At 62.9% G+C, this 20221-nt stretch carries 16 protein-coding genes, 2 tRNA genes, 3 rRNA genes and 1 other RNA gene; 12 read left to right on the top strand and 10 right to left on the bottom strand.

The genetic code is table 11. The annotated features are described in order from the left end of the window. Window positions 1-103 precede the first annotated feature (103 nt). A complete protein-coding gene (gene pepQ, locus INQ42_RS03135) occupies window positions 104-1435 on the top strand; it encodes a Xaa-Pro dipeptidase (protein WP_194035097.1) in 1332 nt (443 codons plus the stop codon). Between the two features lie 33 nt (window positions 1436-1468). On the opposite strand, the gene INQ42_RS03130 is transcribed toward pepQ, so the two are convergent. Then, window positions 1469-2776 carry an aminopeptidase P N-terminal domain-containing protein gene (locus INQ42_RS03130; RefSeq protein ID WP_194035096.1) on the bottom strand — a complete coding sequence of 436 codons (1308 nt, stop codon included), beginning with the start codon at window positions 2774-2776 and terminating at the stop codon, window positions 1469-1471. Window positions 2777-2795: 19 nt separating this feature from the next. After that, on the bottom strand, window positions 2796-3353 hold the full coding sequence (locus INQ42_RS03125) for a UPF0149 family protein (protein ID WP_194035095.1): 558 nt from the start codon (window positions 3351-3353) through the stop codon (window positions 2796-2798). A 278-nt stretch (window positions 3354-3631) separates the two neighbouring features. On the opposite strand from INQ42_RS03125, the gene INQ42_RS03120 reads away from it, so the two are divergent. The 7 genes from INQ42_RS03120 to rpiA all read left to right on the top strand — a co-directional run bounded on the left by INQ42_RS03120 (window position 3632) and on the right by rpiA (window position 8557). After that, on the top strand, window positions 3632-5839 hold the full coding sequence (locus INQ42_RS03120; RefSeq protein ID WP_194035094.1) for a putative bifunctional diguanylate cyclase/phosphodiesterase: 2208 nt from the start codon (window positions 3632-3634) through the stop codon (window positions 5837-5839). A gap of 56 nt (window positions 5840-5895) precedes the next feature. Further along, the gene (locus INQ42_RS03115; RefSeq protein WP_043957880.1) at window positions 5896-6117 is read left to right on the top strand and encodes a TIGR02449 family protein; all 222 of its coding nucleotides are present in this window, start codon (window positions 5896-5898) and stop codon (window positions 6115-6117) included. Beyond that, a complete protein-coding gene (locus INQ42_RS03110) occupies window positions 6114-6416 on the top strand; it encodes a cell division protein ZapA (RefSeq protein WP_194035093.1) in 303 nt (100 codons plus the stop codon). The genes INQ42_RS03115 and INQ42_RS03110 overlap by 4 nt, the downstream gene beginning before the upstream one ends. 55 nt (window positions 6417-6471) lie before the next feature. After that, window positions 6472-6659, top strand: a non-coding RNA gene (ssrS, locus tag INQ42_RS03105) — 6S RNA. Between the two features lie 116 nt (window positions 6660-6775). Continuing rightward, window positions 6776-7420 (top strand): 5-formyltetrahydrofolate cyclo-ligase, encoded by a 645-nt coding sequence (locus INQ42_RS03100; RefSeq protein ID WP_194035092.1) that lies wholly within the window; start codon window positions 6776-6778, stop codon window positions 7418-7420. Further along, window positions 7417-7887, top strand: coding sequence for an EVE domain-containing protein (locus tag INQ42_RS03095; protein WP_194035091.1), 471 nt, complete (start codon window positions 7417-7419; stop codon window positions 7885-7887). Before INQ42_RS03100 ends, INQ42_RS03095 begins: the two co-directional genes overlap by 4 nt. A gap of 7 nt (window positions 7888-7894) precedes the next feature. After that, complete coding sequence (gene rpiA, locus INQ42_RS03090) at window positions 7895-8557, top strand: ribose-5-phosphate isomerase RpiA (RefSeq protein WP_194035090.1); 663 nt, start codon at window positions 7895-7897, stop codon at window positions 8555-8557. 310 nt (window positions 8558-8867) lie between these two features. Here the strand turns inward: rpiA and rrf are convergent. From rrf to INQ42_RS03065, 5 genes are all read right to left on the bottom strand, one after another. Further along, window positions 8868-8982, bottom strand: a 5S ribosomal RNA gene (gene rrf / locus INQ42_RS03085). A 118-nt stretch (window positions 8983-9100) separates the two neighbouring features. After that, window positions 9101-11981, bottom strand: a 23S ribosomal RNA gene (locus INQ42_RS03080). Between the two features lie 233 nt (window positions 11982-12214). Continuing rightward, a tRNA-Ile gene (locus tag INQ42_RS03075) sits at window positions 12215-12291 on the bottom strand. 28 nt (window positions 12292-12319) lie between these two features. Then, window positions 12320-12395: transfer RNA gene (locus INQ42_RS03070), tRNA-Ala, on the bottom strand. A 134-nt stretch (window positions 12396-12529) separates the two neighbouring features. Further along, window positions 12530-14074 (bottom strand): 16S ribosomal RNA (locus INQ42_RS03065). Together the 16S, 23S and 5S rRNA genes with 2 tRNA genes alongside form the textbook arrangement of a ribosomal RNA operon. A 635-nt stretch (window positions 14075-14709) precedes the next feature. Between INQ42_RS03065 and INQ42_RS03060 the strand changes: the two genes are divergently transcribed. Beyond that, window positions 14710-15168: a DUF192 domain-containing protein gene (locus INQ42_RS03060; RefSeq protein ID WP_194035722.1), complete on the top strand. Its 459-nt coding sequence runs from the start codon at window positions 14710-14712 to the stop codon at window positions 15166-15168. Here the strand turns inward: INQ42_RS03060 and INQ42_RS03055 are convergent. Continuing rightward, on the bottom strand, window positions 15165-15356 hold the full coding sequence (locus INQ42_RS03055) for a rubredoxin (protein WP_194035089.1): 192 nt from the start codon (window positions 15354-15356) through the stop codon (window positions 15165-15167). The genes INQ42_RS03060 and INQ42_RS03055 overlap by 4 nt on opposite strands. A gap of 65 nt (window positions 15357-15421) precedes the next feature. Here INQ42_RS03055 and thiE point away from each other — a divergent pair, with 65 nt between their 5' ends. Beyond that, the gene (gene thiE, locus INQ42_RS03050) at window positions 15422-16060 is read left to right on the top strand and encodes a thiamine phosphate synthase (RefSeq protein WP_194035088.1); all 639 of its coding nucleotides are present in this window, start codon (window positions 15422-15424) and stop codon (window positions 16058-16060) included. A gap of 75 nt (window positions 16061-16135) precedes the next feature. Further along, window positions 16136-17428, top strand: coding sequence for a glutamate-1-semialdehyde 2,1-aminomutase (gene hemL, locus INQ42_RS03045; protein WP_194035087.1), 1293 nt, complete (start codon window positions 16136-16138; stop codon window positions 17426-17428). A 119-nt stretch (window positions 17429-17547) separates the two neighbouring features. Here hemL and INQ42_RS03040 read toward each other — a convergent pair whose 3' ends face one another. Further along, on the bottom strand, window positions 17548-18813 hold the full coding sequence (locus INQ42_RS03040) for an aspartate aminotransferase family protein (protein ID WP_194035086.1): 1266 nt from the start codon (window positions 18811-18813) through the stop codon (window positions 17548-17550). Window positions 18814-18911: 98 nt separating this feature from the next. Here INQ42_RS03040 and INQ42_RS03035 point away from each other — a divergent pair, with 98 nt between their 5' ends. Then, complete coding sequence (locus tag INQ42_RS03035) at window positions 18912-19787, top strand: ion transporter (protein ID WP_194035085.1); 876 nt, start codon at window positions 18912-18914, stop codon at window positions 19785-19787. An 11-nt stretch (window positions 19788-19798) separates the two neighbouring features. On the opposite strand, the gene INQ42_RS03030 is transcribed toward INQ42_RS03035, so the two are convergent. Then, window positions 19799-20221, bottom strand: coding sequence for a VOC family protein (locus INQ42_RS03030; protein WP_194035084.1), 423 nt, complete (start codon window positions 20219-20221; stop codon window positions 19799-19801).

The following is a 20221-nucleotide window of genomic DNA, read 5'->3' as shown; positions in this document are numbered from 1 at the left end:
ACCCGCCTGAGCCCGCGCCGGTTTGCGCCGCGGGTGGCTGAACACCCCTGTGTCCGCGCGGCGAATCAGTCAGACTTGTCGGACTCCCCCAAAGAGGATCGACATGGCAATTTCCGAGCTTGCGCAGGCCTATCCGCAGCACGTGGCAGAACTCGTGCGCCGCAGCACGATCGCCCTGGAGCGCGGCGGCTTCGACCACCTCGTGGTGCCCAGCGGCACCGTGCACTACCAGGTGTTCGACGACCGCGACTATCCCTACGCGGTGAATCCCCAGTTCAAGGCGTGGGCCCCGCTGACCCGCAGCCCGGGTAGCTGGCTGGTGTTCACCCCCGGCAACAAACCCAGGCTGGTGTATCTGCAGCCCTTCGACTACTGGCACGTGGTCCCGCAGACACCGTCGGGCTACTGGGTCGAACAGTTCGACATCGTGATCATCCGCAAGCCCGAAGAGGCGCTGCAACATCTGCCGGCCGACGTTGCGCGCTGCGCGATCCTGGGCGAGGCCCCCAGCGCACTGGGCGACTACCTGCCCGACAACCCGGCGGCGGTCGTCAACTATCTGGAATACCACCGCGCCTTCAAGACCGAGTACGAGATCGGCATGATGCGCGAGGCGACGCGGGTCGGCGTGCGCGCGCACCGGGCGGCCGAGGCGGCCTTCCGCAGCGGTGCCAGCGAGTTCGACATCCACATGGCGTACTGCATCGCGGCGCGCCAGGACGCCAACGAGCTGCCATACCACAACATCGTCGCCCTCAACGAGCACGCCGCGGTACTCCATTACACCGAGCTGGCGACCACGCCGCCGGAGGAGATCCGCAGCTTCCTGATCGACGCCGGCGGCAGCTTCGGTGGCTACGCCAGCGACATCACGCGCACCTATGCAGCCGATCGCGACAGCGAGTTCCAGGCACTGATCGACGCGGTCGACGTCGCGCAGCGGCAGATGTGCGATGAAGTCCGCGCCGGCTTCGACTACCGCGAACTGCACCTGGGCGCGCACCTCAAGCTCGCCGGCGTACTCAAGGACTTCGGGCTGATCGACATGTCGCCCGAGGCGGCGCTGGAGACCGGCGTCAGCAACGCCTTCTTCCCCCACGGCATCGGCCACGGCATCGGCCTGCAGGTGCATGACGTCGCCGGCTTCGCCGAATGCGACGCCGGAGGCGTGATCCCGCGTCCGGACGGGCAGCCGTTCCTGCGCAGCACGCGGACGCTGGAGCCGGGCATGGTGATGACCATCGAACCGGGCGTTTACATCATCGACATGCTGCTCGACGAGATCCGCAAGGGCGAGCACGCCGGATCGCTCAACTGGGACCGGATCGACGAGTTCCGCCCGTTCGGCGGCGTGCGGATCGAGGACGACGTGGTCTGCACCGATGGCGACCCGATCAACCTGACCCGGGATGAGTTCACCGCGCAGCGCGGATAAGCGGCACGGAGTGGCGAGGCCTTCGGGCGGAGCTCAAACCTCCGCCATGAAGGCCTCGATCTCGTCCGCGCTACGCGCCAGCTTGCCGGTCAGGACCTTGTGCCCGGTCCGGGTCACGGCGACATCGTCTTCGGTGCGGATGCCGATTCCCCGCCAGCGCGGCGCGACGCTGGTGTCGTCAGCACGCACGTAAAGCCCCGGCTCGATGGTGAACACCATGCCGGGCTCGAGCAGGCGCGATTCGCCCTCGATGCGGTAGTCGCCCACGTCGTGCACGTCCAGGCCGATCCAATGCCCGGTCTTGTGCGGAAAGAAGCGCCGGCAGCTGCCTTCGGCCAGATTTTGCTCCAGCGTCCCCTTCAGCAGGCCCAGGCTCAGCAGCCCCGCGGTCAACACCTCGGTCGCGGCCAGGTGGCCGGCTTCGTAGGGCATGCCCGGCAGCGCCACGGCGAGCGCAGCGGCATGGGCGGCGCCAACCAGGTCATGCAACAGGCGTTGCTCCTTGCTGAAGCGGCCACTGACGGGGAATGTGCGGGTGATGTCGGCGGCGTAGCCGCGGTATTCCGCGCCCGCGTCGATCAGCACCAGGTCGCCGTCGTTGACCGGCCCGTTGTTCGCCACGTAATGCAGCACGCACGCGTTGGCGCCCGCGCCGACGATGCTGCTGTAGGCCGGCACGGCGTCGTTGGCGCGGAACACCCGCTCCAGCTCGGCCTGCAATTCGTACTCGAACATGCCGGAGCGGACCGCGCGCATCGCCGCCTGATGCGCGGCGACGGTGATATCCGCTGATCTCTGCATCATCCGCAGTTCGTCACGGTCCTTGAACAGGCGCAATTCGTCCAGCAGGTGACCCAGCTCAAGGAACTCGTGCGGCGGCTTGTTGCCCATCTTCATCATCGCGCGCACGCGGTTCACCCAGCCGATCAGCTTGAGGTCGAACTCCGCATCGCGGCCGAAGTGGTAATACACCCGCGAGCGCCCTTCCAGCAGGCTGGGCAGGATGTCGTCCAGGTCGGTGATCGGGTACGCGTCATCCAGGCCGAAAGCGTCCACCGCGCCCTCGGGACCAAAGCGCGGACCGTCCCAGGCCTCGCGGTCCGGGTCGCGCTCGCGGCAGAACAGGATGCACTCGCCGTGGGCGCGTCCTGGCACCAGCACCAGTACCGCCTCGGGCTCGGGAAAACCGGTGAGGTAGAGCAGGTCGGAATCCTGCCGGTAGGGATAGTGGGTGTCGCGATTGCGGATGCGCTCCAGCGCTGCCGGCAGGATCAGGATCGAGTCGTCGCCAGCCACTTCCATCAAGGACCTGCGGCGCCGGGCGTAGGCCTTGGGCGGCATTGACAGCGGTGCCGCCAACTCAGTGCAGCCTTTGCCGGTGTTGCGCGGCGAGCACACAATCGCCATGCAACAACAAGGTCGCCACGCGGACGAATTCCTCGATCTCCACCAGCGCCTCTTCATCATCCTCGTCGCCGTCGTCCTGGGCCTGGGCGGCGGCCAACTTGGCCAGATCGCCCAGGGCTTCCAGGCTTTCGGCCGACAACGGCGGTTCCGCCCCGGCGGCCAGACCGAACCCGCCCAGGAAGCCGCGGCACCAGTCGAACACCGCGCCGCTGCGCACGGCCAGTGACGCGTCGGCGTGGGGCAGCAGCAATTCGAAGTCGAAACTGCGGTCGGCCAGCTGCGCAGCAGACGCTATCCGCAGCTCGTCGAGGGGGCTGCCCGGCTCAGGAGCAGGGACGTCGTCGTCCACCAGCACCTTTGCCAGCCAGTCGCCCTGCCCGGCCCCGCCGCCGGAAAGCCACCCGCAGAGGGATCCATGCAATTCGGCGGCATTGGATGACAGGGACAGGCGCGCGATCTGTGCTTCGACCTCGGAGATGGCCGGCAATCCGGAGTTCGGTTCTTGCGACATGAACAGGCACCAGGGGGAGGCACGCCAGTTTATCAAGCCCCACGGCGACGAGCTTGTTCAGTCCCCGCGCGCGTGCCTACACTGGGCGGGATCTGGACCCGGAGCGACGCTGAAGTGCTGCTGCCAGTAACCGCCAGCGCAACCCCCGCCAGCCGCCCCCCGGCGGCCGGTTCTCGCCCGGATGACGCCCACCGCTGTCAGTGCAGCTGGCGGCGGGCGTCGACCAGGTGGGTAGCGCGCGAAAGCAGCTTTGCGGAGACGAAAGTGGCGCTGCTCGCGTGAACCCAATTGCCGTTCCGGGCAACCCACTGATCCTCAGCGTGCTCGCGTTGCTGGCCCTGATCGCCGTGGTGACGCTCATATGGCATGTCCGACAGCGAGGGCGGAAAACGGAGGTCTGGGAAAACCGCATCGAGGAACGCGACGAGCGCCTCAAACTCGCGCTGTGGGCATCCGGCGAGCAGTTCTGGGACTACGATCTCGCCACCCAGGAGGTGCATCACACCCGCGTCTCGACGAGCTCGCTCGATCAACCCGAGGTAACGGTGGAGCGCTACGGGGTCCACGACCTCACGATCCATCCCGATGACCTGGACCAGGTACAGGACGCATTTCGCCAACACCTGCGCGGCACCACGCCGATCTTCAGCAGCGAGCACCGCACACGGCGGGCGGAGGGACATCGATGGTGCTGGGTGCGGGCACGCGGGAAAGTCGTCGAGCGCGGAGCCGATGGCAGGGCGTCCCGCGTTGCCGGCACGGTGCGCAACGTCACCGACAGCCGCAGCGCGGAGCACGAGCGACGTATTGCCAGCGAGGTGTTGCGCAGCATGGACGAGGCGGTCGCCGTGTTCGACCGTGACTTCCATTTTATTTCCGTCAACCCGGCGTTTACCCGCATCACCGGCCACGATCCAGGCGATGTACTGGAGCGCTCGACAAGCGTCCTGGACAGCAGCCGGCATGACATCGAATTCCATCGCCGACTGCGCCACGACCTCCTGCGCGACGGTCGCTGGTCGGGGGAACTCTGGATGCGGCGCAGGGACGGGGACGAGTTCCTTTGCCTGCTGCGCGTGAGCTCCGTCGGCGAGCGCGACGGTCGGCGCAGCCATTACATTGCAGTGCTCAACGACATCACGGAAAAGAAACGCGCCGAACAGGAGTTGCGCTATCTCGCCAACTACGATCCGCTCACCGGGCTGCCAAACCGGACGCTCCTGCTGGAGCGCATAGCGGCGGCGATTGTGCGCGCCCGTGCCAGCAACACGCGCATCGGCGTGCTGTTCGTGGATCTCGACCGTTTCAAGGACATCAACGACTCCCTCGGCCATGGCGTCGGCGACCGCATCCTGCGCGCGGTCGCTACCCGGCTGCACGCGTTTGCCGGTCCACAGCAGACGGCCGCGCGCCTCAGCGGGGACGAGTTCGTGCTGGTGCTGGAAAATATCGCCTCCGTCGAGGAAGCGACCACGGCATCCCAGCGCCTGATCGCCGCCTTCGAGTCGCCGGTGACCTTCGGCGAGGGCCAGGAAGTGATCATCTCGCCGTCCATCGGCATCAGCGTCTACCCGGACGATGCGCAGATCGCCAGTGAGCTGATCCGCCAGGCAGACACCGCGATGTATCGGGCGAAAGCCGTCGGGCGGCGGACCTCGATGCGCTACGAGGCGGCCATGGATCTCGATGTCCAGCGCCGGGCCACCCTGTCCGCGGCCCTGCGCACGGTGTTGGATCGCAACGAGTTGTCGCTCGCCTATCAGCCCCGCCTGTCGCTGGTCAGCAACCAGATCGCCGGTGTCGAGGCGCTCCTTCGCTGGCACAGTCCGGAGCACGGCCAGATCCATCCGGCCCAGTTCATCCCGCTCGCCGAAGAAACCGGGATGATCCTGGAGATCGGCGAATGGGCGCTGACCGAGGCGTGCCGCGCGCTGGCAAACTGGCGCGAAGCGGGACTCACCGACCTGCCGATCGCCGTGAACGTCTCGTCGCTGCAGCTGTTGCGTGGCGAGTTTCCGCAGGTGGTAGAGCGCGTGTTGGCGAAGACCGGCATTCCCGCCAACCGCCTGGAGCTGGAACTCACCGAGAGCGTGTTGATGGACAACCCGGCCGAAGCGTCCATTTCACTGCAACAGTTCCGGCGCATCGGGGTGAACCTGGCGATCGATGATTTCGGGACCGGCTACTCCTCGCTGGCGTACCTGAAGCGCCTTCCGATCACGATGCTCAAGATCGACAAGGAGTTCATCGACGACCTTGCCGAAAACACCGACGACGCCGCAATCACCACCACCATCATCGCCATGGGCCACTCCCTGGGCCTGACTGTCGTTGCCGAAGGCGTGGAAACCAGCACCCAGGCGCAATGGTTGCGTGACCATCGCTGCGATGAGATCCAGGGCTACTGGCTGGCCGAGCCGATGCCTGCCGCCGAGGTCACAAGGTTTATCCAGGATCGCTCCTGGGCCGGAGCGCCGGCTTTCTGAATGTCGCTCGCCACGGCGTCCTTGACCGACCGCCAGCCCCTGCCTATCGTGCGGAGATGGATCGCGCCGAATTGCTCAACCAGATGCAAGCCTTGCTCGATCGAGTTGAGCTGTTGGCCGAACGCATGCGTCGTCTTCAGGACGAAAACCGCAGTTTACGGCAGCAACAGGAAACGCTTTCCAACGAACGTTCCGCCCTCCTGGCCAAGAACGAGCAGGCCAGGACACGCGTGGAAGGAATGATCGTGCGTCTCAAGTCGCTGGAGCAGCACACATGAGCGACGCGAAGCCCGTCAGCATCCAGTTGCTCGACCGCGAATACACGGTGGGCTGCGTCGCAGAAGAGCGCGACAGCCTGCTTGCTGCGGCGAAGATGCTCGATGGCAAGATGCGCGAGATTCGCGGCGGTAACCGGATGGCCGCGCTGGATCGGGTCGCCGTGCTGGCGGCGCTGAACCTCGCCCACGACCTTGAGCAACTGCGCGAGGAAACCGCTCGTCGCGAAAAAGATCTCTCGCGCAGCTTCGGCGAACTCAATCGCAAGCTGGACGGGCTCTTCAACGACTCATCCGCCTGAACGCGAGCGCCGATCAAGCGCCCCGGGATCACCGACCCGCGCTATACTTCCCACTCGTCCTCTGCTGTGGACGACAGCGCGCGCAAACATTCGCCTTGGCCCTTAATTGCGACCGCGGGGATGCAACGGAAGTCCGGAGTGCAAGTCCGCCCTGGTAGCGGAAAGCCCGAAGACCGACAAGCGTTCCCACTTGAACCCCGGGTTCAAGGTCGTTTCGCGCGCATCGACATCGGCGGAGGATCTCATTATTTCCCAGCAGGGTGCGGACTGCCCGGGGGAGCGCGGCGATCGTTGGACCCAGGCTGCGACAGCCTCTCGTGGAACGGACCCTATCCGCGCGCGAAACGGATTCCTGCAGGATGACCGACGACTTACCGGCGCAGCGTCGCCAGCTACGCGAAAGGATGCGCCAAAAGCGTCGCGAACTTCCGCCAGCACAACGCGTTGCTGCTGCCAACACCCTTGCGGCGAACCTCCTCAGCCTGCCGTTTGCTCCAGCGAGTGGATACGTCGCCGGCTACTGGGCGATGGATGGCGAGATCGCCTTGCACACGTGGCAGCTCAACCTCCCCGGCGAATGCATCTACTGCCTGCCCGTGCTTGATGGCGAACGACTCGGCTTCTCGCCGTGGCGGCCGGGGGATCCGCTGATCAACAACCGCTACGGAATTCCAGAGCCGGCTGTGTCATCTGGCAGCCTCCTCCGTCCACAGGACCTGACCCTGGTGGTGCTCCCGCTGGTCGCATTCGACCTGCAGGGTGCGCGTCTTGGCATGGGCGGCGGTTGGTATGATCGCAGCTTCGCCTTCCGCAAGGACGGCGCTGCCCCGCCTTGGCTGGTAGGTGCCGCATTCGAGCTGCAGCAACAGGAGGCCATCGAGGCAGCCCCGTGGGACGTGCCGCTGGACGCAGTCTGCTGCGAGACGCGGAGTTGGGACTTCCGATCGGCAAGCGACCTTGCGGGCAGCAGGAATTCACCGTCCCCCGATCAGGAGTTCCCATGAGCAAACGGCGTCGCTACTGGCTGATGAAGTCCGAACCTGACGCGTTTTCAATCGATGACCTGCAGCGCGTCGGGACAGAGCCCTGGGACGGGGTTCGCAATTATCAGGCGCGAAACTTCATGCGCGATGGCATGAAGGTCGGTGACGGGGTGCTGTTCTATCACTCCAACACAAAGGTGCCGGGGATCGCAGGAACTGCGACCGTGGCCAGCACCGCGTATCCCGACGAGACCCAGTTTGATCCGGACTCCAAATACTACGACCCCAAAGCCACCCGCGAAGAACCACGATGGCAGCTGGTGGACATCAGCTTCGAGCGCAAACTGGACCGAATCATTCCACTTGAGGAGATCAAGGGCCACGCCGATGAGCTCGGCGAGGAGTTCGCCCTGATCCGCCGCGGCAATCGCCTTTCGGTCTTTCCTGTCGCTGCCGACCAATACAAATTCCTCCTTTCCCTCGAGTAAGTTCCCGATGTCCGACGCCAAACGGCTGGCCGCAGAGAAGGCCATTGAGTATGTGGAACCCGGCTCCATCATTGGAGTCGGCACCGGTTCAACCGTCGCCTGGTTCATCGATGCGCTCGGGCGCATGGAAGATCGCATCAAAGGCGCGGTTTCCAGCTCGGATCAGAGCAGCGAGCTACTGCGCGCGGCCGGCATCGACGTGTATGACCTGAACGCCACGGGGCCACTTTCGCTTTATGTTGACGGCGCCGACGAATGCGACCCGCACAAGCGGCTGATCAAGGGGGGTGGTGCGGCGCTGACCCGGGAAAAAATCATCGCCGAAGCCAGCGCCCGGTTTATCTGCATCGTCGACCCCAGCAAGCAGGTTGATGTGCTCGGCAAATTCCCGCTGCCGGTCGAAGTGATCCCGATGGCGCGAAGCCTCGTCGCCAGGGAGATCCTGGCCATGACACGCGCCCAACCGGTATGGCGCCAGGACGCCAACGAGCGGGGTGTGGTTACAGACAACGGCAACCTGATCCTGGATATCCACGGCTTGGCCATTACGGATCCACTGGCGTTGGAGAGCGCCATCAACCAGATTCCCGGCGTGGTTGCGGTGGGCCTGTTTGCCCGGCGAGCGGCGGACGTGGTGATTGTCGGTGGCGAGCCGCTGCGAATCCTCTGACTTCCTGCATGATGTAGAGATTGGCGCCCAGCAACCTTGCTGCGGCGCCTTTCTTTTGCCTGTGCGTAATGTACCGCTGTGACTCCGCGCAGCATCGTCTCGGTCGTCGGGTTGGTCTGTGTAATCGTGCTGCTCGTGCAAGCTGCGGTGAACGCCTGATCTACTGTTTGCCTGATCCCCTGTTTGAATCAATGCAACGTCGCCATAAGACTCCCGGCGTGTGCTTGCAGAAGACCCGTCAGGTGTTTCGCCCGTTTGGCGCACAAAGAAAAACGCCGGACCCTTGCGGGATCCGGCGTTTGGTGTAAATGCCCAGCGATGACCTACTCTTGCATGGCTTAAGCCACACTACCATCGGCGCGTGTGCGTTTCACTTCCGAGTTCGGGATGGGATCGGGTGGTGCCACACAGCTATTGTCACTGGGCAAGGGGGTGAAGCAGCGCACGGGTGCGCCAGCTTGCAGAGGGTGGGACGTAGCGAGTGATTGTTCTGGTCTGGAATGTCGTCGACGCGTCGTCGAGTCCAAGGCCACTTGAGGTTATATGGTCAAGCCACACGGATCATTAGTACAGGTTAGCTCAATACATTGCTGCACTTACACACCCTGCCTATCAACCACCTGGTCTTGATGGTTCCTTCAGGGGAGTCAAGCTCCCGGGAGATCTCATCTTGAGGCGCGCTTCCCGCTTAGATGCTTTCAGCGGTTATCGCTTCCGAACATAGCTACCCGGCAATGCCACTGGCGTGACAACCGGAACACCAGAGGTTCGTCCACTCCGGTCCTCTCGTACTAGGAGCAGCCCCTCTCAAATCTCCAACGCCCATGGCAGATAGGGACCGAACTGTCTCACGACGTTCTGAACCCAGCTCGCGTACCACTTTAAATGGCGAACAGCCATACCCTTGGGACCGACTACAGCCCCAGGATGTGATGAGCCGACATCGAGGTGCCAAACACCGCCGTCGATATGAACTCTTGGGCGGTATCAGCCTGTTATCCCCGGAGTACCTTTTATCCGTTGAGCGATGGCCCTTCCATACAGAACCACCGGATCACTAAGTCCTAGTTTCCTACCTGCTTGATCCGTCGATCTTGCAGTCAAGCACGCTTATGCCTTTGCACACAGTGCGCGATGTCCGACCGCGCTGAGCGTACCTTCGAGCTCCTCCGTTACACTTTAGGAGGAGACCGCCCCAGTCAAACTACCCACCATACACGGTCCCCGATCCGGATAACGGACCTAGGTTAGAACGTCAAGCACGTCAGGGTGGTATTTCAAGGTTGGCTCCACCAGAACTAGCGTCCTGGTTTCACAGCCTCCCACCTATCCTACACAGACGAACTCAACGTTCAGTGTAAAGCTATAGTAAAGGTTCACGGGGTCTTTCCGTCTTGCCACGGGAACGCTGCATCTTCACAGCGATTTCAATTTCACTGAGTCTCGGGTGGAGACAGCGCCGCCATCGTTACGCCATTCGTGCAGGTCGGAACTTACCCGACAAGGAATTTCGCTACCTTAGGACCGTTATAGTTACGGCCGCCGTTTACTGGGGCTTCGATCAAGAGCTTCGCCTTGCGGCTGACCCCATCAATTAACCTTCCAGCACCGGGCAGGCGTCACACCCTATACGTCCACTTTCGTGTTTGCAGAGTGCTGTGTTTTTGATAAACAGTCGCAGCGGCCTGGTTACTGCGACCCCCGACAGCTATAGCTCGCATGAGCCACCATCAGGGGTGCACCTTCTCCCGAAGTTACGGTGCCATGTTGCCTAGTTCCTTCACCCGAGTTCTCTCAAGCGCCTGAGAATTCTCATCCTGCCCACCTGTGTCGGTTTACGGTACGGTCTGCGTAAGCTGAAGCTTAGGAGCTTTTCCTGGAAGCGTGGTATCGGTAACTTCGTCCTAATGGACTGGTCTCGCTGCTCGGCGTTGATGACCCCCCGGATTTGCCTAAGGGATCCGCCTACCTGCTTTCCCCGGGACAACCAACGCCCGGTATACCTAACCTTCTCCGTCCCTCCATCGCACTTACGCGAGGTGCAGGAATATTAACCTGCTTCCCATCGACTACGCATTTCTGCCTCGCCTTAGGGGCCGACTCACCCTGCGTTGATTAACATTGCGCAAGGAAACCTTGGGCTTTCGGCGTGCGGGTTTTTCACCCGCATTATCGTTACTCATGTCAGCATTCGCACTTCCGATACCTCCAGCAGACTTCTCAATCCACCTTCAACGGCTTACGGAACGCTCCTCTACCGCGCATACAAAGTATGCACCCCAAGCTTCGGTTCAATGCTTAGCCCCGTTAAATCTTCCGCGCAGACCGACTCGACCAGTGAGCTATTACGCTTTCTTTAAAGGATGGCTGCTTCTAAGCCAACCTCCTGGCTGTCTGTGCCTTTCCACATCGTTTTCCACTCAGCACTGATTGGGGACCTTAGCTGTGGGTCTGGGTTGTTTCCCTTTTCACGACGGACGTTAGCACCCGCCGTGTGTCTCCCGGATAGTACGTGCTGGTATTCGGAGTTTGCCATGGGTTGGTAAGTCGCAATGACCCCCTAGCCATAACAGTGCTCTACCCCCAGCAGTATTCGTCCGAGGCGCTACCTAAATAGCTTTCGAGGAGAACCAGCTATCTCCGGGTTCGATTAGCTTTTCACTCCTAATCACACCTCATCCCCTACCTTTGCAACGGGAGTGGGTTCGGGCCTCCAGTACCTGTTACGGTACCTTCACCCTGGGCATGACTAGATCACCCGGTTTCGGGTCTACAGCCCGCGACTATGCGCCCTATTCAGACTCGGTTTCCCTTCGCCTCCCCTATACGGTTAAGCTTGCCACGAACTGTAAGTCGCTGACCCATTATACAAAAGGTACGCAGTCACTCCACGAAGGAGCTCCTACTGCTTGTACGCACACGGTTTCAGGGTCTATTTCACTCCCTTCACCAGGGTTCTTTTCGCCTTTCCCTCACGGTACTGGTTCACTATCGGTCGGTCAGTAGTATTTAGCCTTGGAGGATGGTCCCCCCATGTTCAGACAGGGTTTCTCGTGCCCCGCCCTACTCGTTTTCATTGAAAGAGCCTTTTCGCGTACCGGGCTGTCACCGTCTATGGCCAACCTTTCCAGGTTGTTCTGCTAAAACTCAATCAACTTAAGGGCTGTTCCCCGTTCGCTCGTCACTACTCAGGGAATCTCGGTTGATTTCTTTTCCTCCGGTTACTTAGATATTTCAGTTCACCGGGTTCGCCTTGCATGGCTATGTATTCACCATGCAATACTGCTTGCGCAGTGGGTTTCCCCATTCGGACATCACGGGATCAAAGCTTATTGCCAGCTCCCCCGTGCTTTTCGCAGGCTGTCACGTCCTTCATCGCCTCTGACCGCCAAGGCATCCACCGTGTGCGCTTATTCGCTTGACCATATAACCCCAAGTCGCCTCAGAGTCATACGTTGCGCGAACACAACGTCTCACTTCAAATATTAGGGGATCAAGTCCCCCGCCTTAGCCTCTACGACACGTCATGGACATTCCGTCTCAAAACGCTCGCTACGTCCCAATTTTCAAAGAACGCGAATCGGCCACAATGCCCATCCGCTTCAAATCTATGTGTGTGTGCGCAGTCTCATTCAGAATGTCCAGGAAGCGTTGGTTTGGTGGGTCTGGGAGGACTCGAACCACCGGCCTCACCCTTATCAGGGGTGCGCTCTAACCACCTGAGCTACAGACCCAAAAGTCGAGCGCTACAGGACATCAACGTGGTGGAGCTTGTCGGGATCGAACCGACGACCCCCTGCTTGCAAAGCAGGTGCTCTCCCAGCTGAGCTAAAGCCCCGTGCTAATCCACGTCGCGGCCATGGCCGATACGCAAAAACGGACGCTCCCGCATTGATCTTGCGATCAACCGGAACTCTGAATGCAGGTCACTTGTGCGGACGCCTGACAGGCTTGGTGCTGCCTTTATGTCTCTAAGGAGGTGATCCAGCCGCACCTTCCGATACGGCTACCTTGTTACGACTTCACCCCAGTCATGAATCACTCCGTGGTAACCGTCCTCCCGAGGGTTAGACTAGCTACTTCTGGAGCAACCCACTCCCATGGTGTGACGGGCGGTGTGTACAAGGCCCGGGAACGTATTCACCGCAGCAATTCTGATCTGCGATTACTAGCGATTCCGACTTCATGGAGTCGAGTTGCAGACTCCAATCCGGACTGAGATGGGGTTTCTGGGATTGGCTAGCTCTCGCGAGTTTGCAGCCCTCTGTCCCCACCATTGTAGTACGTGTGTAGCCCTGGCCGTAAGGGCCATGATGACTTGACGTCATCCCCACCTTCCTCCGGTTTGTCACCGGCGGTCTCCTTAGAGTTCCCACCATTACGTGCTGGCAACTAAGGACAAGGGTTGCGCTCGTTGCGGGACTTAACCCAACATCTCACGACACGAGCTGACGACAGCCATGCAGCACCTGTGTCACGGTTCCCGAAGGCACCAATCCATCTCTGGAAAGTTCCGTGCATGTCAAGGCCAGGTAAGGTTCTTCGCGTTGCATCGAATTAAACCACATACTCCACCGCTTGTGCGGGCCCCCGTCAATTCCTTTGAGTTTCAGTCTTGCGACCGTACTTCCCAGGCGGCGAACTTAACGCGTTAGCTTCGATACTGAAGACTCAATTGTCCCCAACATCCAGTTCGCATCGTTTAGGGCGTGGACTACCAGGGTATCTAATCCTGTTTGCTCCCCACGCTTTCGTGCCTCAGTGTCAGTGTTGGTCCAGGTAGTCGCCTTCGCCACGGATGTTCCTCCCGATATCTACGCATTTCACTGCTACACCGGGAATTCCACTACCCTCTCCCACACTCTAGACTGCCAGTATCCAATGCCATTCCCAGGTTGAGCCCAGGGCTTTCACATCAGACTTAACAGACCACCTACGCACGCTTTACGCCCAGTAATTCCGAGTAACGCTTGCACCCTTCGTATTACCGCGGCTGCTGGCACGAAGTTAGCCGGTGCTTATTCTTACGGTACCGTCAGAACAACCGGGTATTAACCGGTTGCTTTTCTTCCCGTACAAAAGTGCTTTACAACCCGAAGGCCTTCTTCACACACGCGGCATGGCTGGATCAGGCTTTCGCCCATTGTCCAATATTCCCCACTGCTGCCTCCCGTAGGAGTCTGGGCCGTGTCTCAGTCCCAGTGTGGCTGATCATCCTCTCAGACCAGCTACGGATCGTCGCCTTGGTGGGCCATTACCCCTCCAACTAGCTAATCCGACGTCGGCTCATCTTTCTGCGCGAAGCCCGAAGGTCCTCCGCTTTCACCCGTAGGTCGTATGCGGTATTAGCGTAAGTTTCCCTACGTTATCCCCCACAAAAAGGCAGATTCCGACGTATTCCTCACCCGTCCGCCACTCGCCACCCGGAGAGCAAGCTCTCCTGTGCTGCCGTTCGACTTGCATGTGTTAGGCCTGCCGCCAGCGTTCACTCTGAGCCAGGATCAAACTCTTCACTTAAGTATTGCGACTCGGCTCCACGCTTTTAAGGGCGTCTCGCTCTGCCTATGCTTTGAGTGCAGTGTCTATCCAGACCCAAATAACTCAACTACACGCATCTTGCGATGCCTGCATCTGTTTCATTTGGACTGTGTCGAACATCTGCTAATGGACAACCGTCCACCGGCCAGACGCCCGCACAAGTCACCTGCGCACACTGTCAAAGATCATCGGAACCGGCCTCAACGCCGCGTTCCGTGCCTTGATGCCGAAGCACTCAAGGGAGCCGCACATCATACAGCGGATCAAGGGGACGTCAACAACTTCGTCACATCCGTTTTCCGCTGAACCCGCCGACGCGCTATGCGCTGTGGCGAGCCGACCATCTTAGCGCCTTTTTCCGGTGCGTCAACATCCAAACCTGAACCGGGCGCTTCACCCTGCCGCGTCGTCCAGACCGGGGCGGGCCGCAAAGTATGCACCTGTGCGACGGGGTTGTGAAGGGGTTTGGAAGAAATAGTGCGTCGAGAGCCCGTTTCAGGCCTGTTGGCGCGATGCAGCTCGTCGCCGCAGCGCTTGACGGAACGCCGGCAGGTGCCGGAAGGTCGCCTACGAGCTCTACAGGAATGGATCGGCGCATGGCACACGCGGGACGGATGGCACTGGGTGTACTGATGGGATGGCTGTTGTCTGGCTGCGCATCCGGCATGGACCGGTGGGTCGAGCTGGAAGGGACGCGCTACCAGGTGGAGGTGGCGGCGGATGCAGCCAGCCGCGCACAAGGGTTGATGTACCGCGATTCGCTGGAAGACGGCCACGGGATGCTCTTCATTCACGACGAGCAGGGACCCCAGGCGTACTGGATGAAAAACACCCGCATCCCGCTGGACATCCTCTACTTCGACAATGAGCGACGCCTGGTATCCCAGCAACGTGACGTGCCGCCATGCTCGGCGGGAGACCGTTGCCCTCCGTACCCCAGTGACGCACCCGCTCGCTTCGTACTGGAGCTCAATGCCGGCCAGGCAGCGCAGATAGGGCTGCGCAATGGCGCGGTACTGCGGATTTCACCTGCGATTGGCGTGCCCGATGCCACCGCCGGGAGCCAGCGCTAGACCTCGATCATCTCGAAGTCATCCTTGGTCACGCCACAGTCCGGGCAGGTCCAGGTGTCGGGAACATCTTCCCAACGGGTGCCAGGAGCAATGCCCTCCTCTGGGAGGCCGTCGGCTTCTTCGTACATGAACCCGCAGACCACGCACATCCAGGTGCGGTATTCGGCGGAAGTCGCGTTCTCGGTCATGGTGGGATAATGCCGCGCGGAAAGACCTGATTGTCCCACTACCCCGCCCGAGGTCAACGCGCCAGATGAATGAGACCCGCAGTCCGCGCGGCCTGTACGCGATCACCCCGGACGAGAGTGTCACCGCGCGCCTGCTGTCGCGGGTCGATGCGGTTCTTGCGGCGGGTGCGACATGGCTGCAGTACCGCAACAAGCTCGCCGACAAGGCGATGCGCCGGCAACAGGTGGCGGCGTTGCAACCCCTGTGTGCGCGGCACGGCGTCGCGCTGATCATCAACGACGACTGGCGACTCGCCGCATCGATGGGAGCCGATGGCGCCCATTTGGGCGAGGACGATGGCGAGCTCGCAGAGGCGCGGGCCGCGCTCGGCGCGGACGCAATCCTCGGCGCCTCCTGCTACGACCGGTTGGAGCTTGCCCAACGAGCGGTCGCTGCTGGCGCCAGCTACGTCGCGTTCGGGGCATTTTTCGAGTCCGCCACCAAGCCGCTGGCGCGACGCGCGACGCCGGACCTCCTGCGTAAGGCGGCGTCGCTCAACGTGCCGCGGGTGGCGATCGGCGGCATCACCGCCGAGAATGGCCGTCAGCTGGTTGATGCTGGCGCGGACCTGCTGGCCGTCATCAGCGGCGTGTTCGATGCGCCCGACCCGGCGGCTGCAGTGCGCGGCTACCTGGCGTGCTTCCAGTCCGCGACGGCACCTTGATCGATAGCCTCCGTCGCACGCGGCGCACCATCCAGCCGCGCACCATCAGACCCCACACCCATTCCGAGTAAATCGATGAATCACGACCGTTCGCACGCCCTCTTCACCCTCGCCGCCGAGCTTCTTCCCGGCGGCGTCAACTCGCCGGTACGCGCATTCAAGTCGGTCGGCGGCGAACCGTTTTTCGCTGCACGCGCACTCGGGCCTCACCTGTTCGACGTCGACGGCAACCGCTACATCGACTATGTCGGCTCCTGGGGCCCGATGATCGCCGGCCACGCGCATCCGCAGGTGCTGGATGCGGTCGCGCGGACCATGCGTGACGGGCTCAGCTTCGGCGTGCCCAACGCGCTGGAAGTGGAGATGGCCGAGGCGATCAGCCGCATCGTGCCCTCGATGGAGATGCTGCGGATGGTGAACTCCGGCACCGAGGCGACGCTGTCGGCGATTCGGGTGGCGCGCGGCGCCACCGGGCGCACGCGGATCGTCAAGTTCGAGGGCTGCTACCACGGCCACGGCGACAGCTTCCTGGTCAAGGCCGGCAGCGGCGCACTGACGTTCGGCCTGCCCAACTCCCCCGGCGTGCCCAAGGCGCTGGCCGACCTCACCCTGACCCTGCCCTACAACGACTTCGACGCGGCGACCGCGCTGTTTGACGAAGTTGGCGAGGAAATCGCCGGGCTGATCATCGAGCCGATCGTCGGCAATGCGAACTGCATCCTGCCGCGCGATGGCTACCTGCAGCACCTGCGCGACCTGTGCACGCGCCATGGCGCGCTGCTGATCTTCGACGAGGTGATGACCGGTTTCCGCGTGGCGCTGGGCGGTGCCCAGGAACGCTACGGCATTACCCCCGACCTGAGCACCTTCGGCAAGATCATCGGCGGCGGCGTGCCGGTCGGTGCCTACGGCGGTCGGCGCGACCTGATGAGCCAGGTGGCGCCCAGCGGACCGATCTACCAGGCGGGCACGCTGAGCGGCAATCCCGTCGCGATGGCGGCCGGGCTGGCCACGCTGGAGCTGATCCAGGCGCCGGGCTTCCATGCGGCGCTGGAGGCGAGCACCAACGCGCTCTGCGACGGGCTGGAGGAGATTGCGCGCGAGGCCGGCGTCGCGTTCCACACGACGCGTGCGCCAGCGATGTTCGGCCTGTATTTCCGCGAGGGTCCGGTGGAGACCTTCGAGGATTCGGCGGCGTCGGACGCGAAGCGCTTTGGCAGGTTCTTCCACGCCATGCTGGATCGTGGCGTGTACCTGGCGCCGTCGGCGTTCGAGGCCGGCTTCATGTCCAGCGCCCACGGAGAGGCGGAAATCGCCCAGACCCTGGAGGCGGCGCGCGGCGCATTCGCGGAGGTTGCCGCGGCTTGACGGTCTGATCCCGCGGCGGCGACGTGGGCGGCGCCGCGGGAGTTGCGAAAACGGTCTGTCCAGGCCGCGGCAAGCCCCGGCGCCAGCGGCGCGTCACGCTAGAAATATCGCCTGCGGACTTACTTCATCGTACCAAGGGTGGCGCCCGGTAAAGCACCCTGCGTCGCAACCACATGCGCCTCAAACGCCTGCCGAAGGCGCTGCAAGCCCTCGGCCACGTCCTCATCGCGGATGTTCAGTGCCGGCACGAAGCGCAGCACATCCGGTCCCGCCTGCAGCAACAGCAGGCCGTGCTCCAGGCAGAGCCCAAGGATGGCGCTCGCCTCGCCGGCGCGGTCCGGGCGCAGCTGGGCACCGATCATCAATCCGCGGCCGCGAATCTCGCCGAATACGCCCAAGCCACGGTTGATGTCCTCCAGGCCGGCTCGCAGTGCCTGCGCCTGACGCGCCACGTTCGCCAGCACGCCTGGGGACGCGATTTCCCGCAGCGCCACCAGCGCCACCGCAGCGGCCAAGGGGTTGCCGCCGAAGGTGCTGCCGTGCTGGCCGAAGCCCATGCCTCCGGTAGCGGCCGGGCCGACCAGCATCGCGCCGATCGGAAAGCCGGCTCCCAGCGCCTTCGCCAGGGTCACCACGTCGGGGCGCACGCCGTAGCCGTCGCAGGCGAACAGCGTGCCGGTGCGACCCATTCCGCACTGGATCTCGTCAAGCATCAGCAGCGCGCCATGGCGATCGCACAGGGTCCGCAGGCTGTGGAGGAAGTCGTCGGTGGCTGGCGTCACCCCGCCCTCGCCCTGGACCGGCTCGACCAGCACCGCGCACACCTCGCCGGCAGCCATCGCCGCTTCGGCGGCATGCAGGTCGTTGAAATCGCTGTAGCGGAAGCCACCCGGTAGCGGCTCGAAACCGGCCTGGTATTTGGGTTGCGCGGTGGCCGTCACCGTCGCCAGCGTGCGTCCGTGGAAACCGCCGCGGAAGGTCAGGATGACGCGCCTGTCGGGCGCGCGGCCTTGCCCGGCCGCCCACTGCCGCGCCAGCTTGATCGCCGCCTCGTTGGCCTCTGCGCCGGAGTTGCAGAAGAACACCTGTTCGGCGAAACCTGCCGCGTCCACCAGCGCCTGGGCCAGCTTCAGCGGCGGCTCGCTGACAAACACGTTGCTGGTGTGCCACAGCTTGGCAGCCTGCGCAGTCAGCGCGGCAATCAGCGCCGGATGCGCATGGCCCAGCGCATTGACCGCGATGCCGGCGCCGAAGTCGACGTATTCCCGACCGGCGCTGTCCCACACGCGTGAGCCCTGGCCGCGGTCGAGCACGATCGGATGCGGCCGGTAGACCGGCAGGTAGTAGCGCTCGCTGAGCTGGTGCAGTTGGGCGGGATCGGTCATGGCGCTCGGGTCTGCGGTGGGCGAGCAGGTATTCTCCCCGATACACGCGCCCTCCGGCTTTCCCAACCTGCCGGTCGAGGTGCGCTTGGAGGAACGCGATGCGCCTGTTGTTCACGCCTCAACTCAACCCCGCCACCGAAAGCGGTTGGCGGCGGCGCTGGTTCGAGATCATCTACCACCACGACACCCCGCCGGCGCGCAACTTCGACCTGCTGCTGATCCTGACCATCCTCGCCAGCGTGATCGTGATCATGCTCGACAGCGACCCCTGGCTGCACATCGACCACGCCCAGGCCCTGTACCGGATCGAGTGGGGCTTCACCCTGGTGTTCACCGCCGAATATCTATTGCGGCTGGTGGTGGTAAAGCGCCCGCTGCGGTATGCGCTGAGCATGTGGGGCGTGATCGACCTGCTCTCGATCCTGCCGACCTACCTGTCGTTCTTCCTGCCGGGCACGCAGGCCTTGCTGGTGGTGCGGATCCTGCGCGTGCTGCGCGTGTTCCGGATCCTCAAGCTGACCCGCTACGTCGAGGAAGGCAGTGTCCTGACGGGCGCGCTGTGGCGCAGCCGGCGCAAGATCTTCCTGTTCGTCAGTGTGCTGCTGACGATCGCGCTGATCTTCGGTGCCCTGATGTACGTCATCGAAGGCCCCGAATACGGCTTCAGCACCATTCCGACCGGGATGTACTGGGCGATCGTGACCATGGCCACGGTGGGCTTCGGCGATCTCGCCCCGCAGACCGGCATCGGCCGCTTGATCACCTCCACCCTGATCCTGATCGGTTACAGCATCATCGCCGTGCCCACAGGGATCTATACCGCCGAACTGGCCACCAGCATGCGCCGGGCAAAAGGCAACGAGCGCGAGCGCCACGACAACCGTGGCTGTCCGGTGTGCGGGCTGGAAGGGCACGAGTCGGATGCCCGCTACTGCCGCCGTTGCGGCGGGGCGCTACCGGAGCTGATGGACTGAGCGGCGAGCCGCTACCACTGGCCGGTATTGGGCATTGAAGCCCAGGGCTCCGCAGGCGGCAGGCGCTCGCCTTTCTGCAGCAACTCGATGGAGATCCGGTCCGGTGACAGCACGAACGCCATCCGTCCATCGCGCGGCGGACGGTTGATGGTCACGCCCAGCGACTGCAGGTGCGCGCAGGTCGCGTAGATGTCGTCGACTTCGAACGCGAGATGACCGAAGTTGCGGGCGTTGCCGTAATCCTCATCCGACCCCCAGTTGTGGGTCAGTTCGATCTCGGCCTGCGGATTCTCCGGTGCGCCGAAATACACTAGGGTGAATTGGCCCTCCTCGCTGTCCATCCGCCGGGTCTGCTTCAGGCCCAGGCCTTCGGTGAAAAACCGGCTGGTCGCGTCCAGGTCATGGACGCGCAGCATCGCGTGCAGGTACTTCAT

The organism is Lysobacter avium (assembly GCF_015209745.1).
Taxonomy (GTDB): Bacteria; Pseudomonadota; Gammaproteobacteria; order Xanthomonadales; family Xanthomonadaceae; genus Novilysobacter; species Novilysobacter avium.
Note: the sequence above shows the minus strand (reverse complement) of the source record. Positions and strands in the feature narration are given on the sequence as shown.

Coding starts and splice junctions, on each gene's coding strand:
- pepQ (WP_194035097.1), top strand. CDS start 104: ATGGCAATTTCCGAGCTTGCGCAGGCCTATCCGCAGCACGTGGCAGAA.
- INQ42_RS03130 (WP_194035096.1), bottom strand. CDS start 2,776: ATGCCGCCCAAGGCCTACGCCCGGCGCCGCAGGTCCTTGATGGAAGTG.
- INQ42_RS03125 (WP_194035095.1), bottom strand. CDS start 3,353: ATGTCGCAAGAACCGAACTCCGGATTGCCGGCCATCTCCGAGGTCGAA.
- INQ42_RS03115 (WP_043957880.1), top strand. CDS start 5,896: ATGGATCGCGCCGAATTGCTCAACCAGATGCAAGCCTTGCTCGATCGA.
- INQ42_RS03110 (WP_194035093.1), top strand. CDS start 6,114: ATGAGCGACGCGAAGCCCGTCAGCATCCAGTTGCTCGACCGCGAATAC.
- INQ42_RS03100 (WP_194035092.1), top strand. CDS start 6,776: ATGACCGACGACTTACCGGCGCAGCGTCGCCAGCTACGCGAAAGGATG.
- INQ42_RS03095 (WP_194035091.1), top strand. CDS start 7,417: ATGAGCAAACGGCGTCGCTACTGGCTGATGAAGTCCGAACCTGACGCG.
- rpiA (WP_194035090.1), top strand. CDS start 7,895: ATGTCCGACGCCAAACGGCTGGCCGCAGAGAAGGCCATTGAGTATGTG.
- INQ42_RS03060 (WP_194035722.1), top strand. CDS start 14,710: ATGGCACTGGGTGTACTGATGGGATGGCTGTTGTCTGGCTGCGCATCC.
- INQ42_RS03055 (WP_194035089.1), bottom strand. CDS start 15,356: ATGACCGAGAACGCGACTTCCGCCGAATACCGCACCTGGATGTGCGTG.
- thiE (WP_194035088.1), top strand. CDS start 15,422: ATGAATGAGACCCGCAGTCCGCGCGGCCTGTACGCGATCACCCCGGAC.
- hemL (WP_194035087.1), top strand. CDS start 16,136: ATGAATCACGACCGTTCGCACGCCCTCTTCACCCTCGCCGCCGAGCTT.
- INQ42_RS03040 (WP_194035086.1), bottom strand. CDS start 18,813: ATGACCGATCCCGCCCAACTGCACCAGCTCAGCGAGCGCTACTACCTG.
- INQ42_RS03035 (WP_194035085.1), top strand. CDS start 18,912: ATGCGCCTGTTGTTCACGCCTCAACTCAACCCCGCCACCGAAAGCGGT.
- INQ42_RS03030 (WP_194035084.1), bottom strand. CDS start 20,221: ATGAAGTACCTGCACGCGATGCTGCGCGTCCATGACCTGGACGCGACC.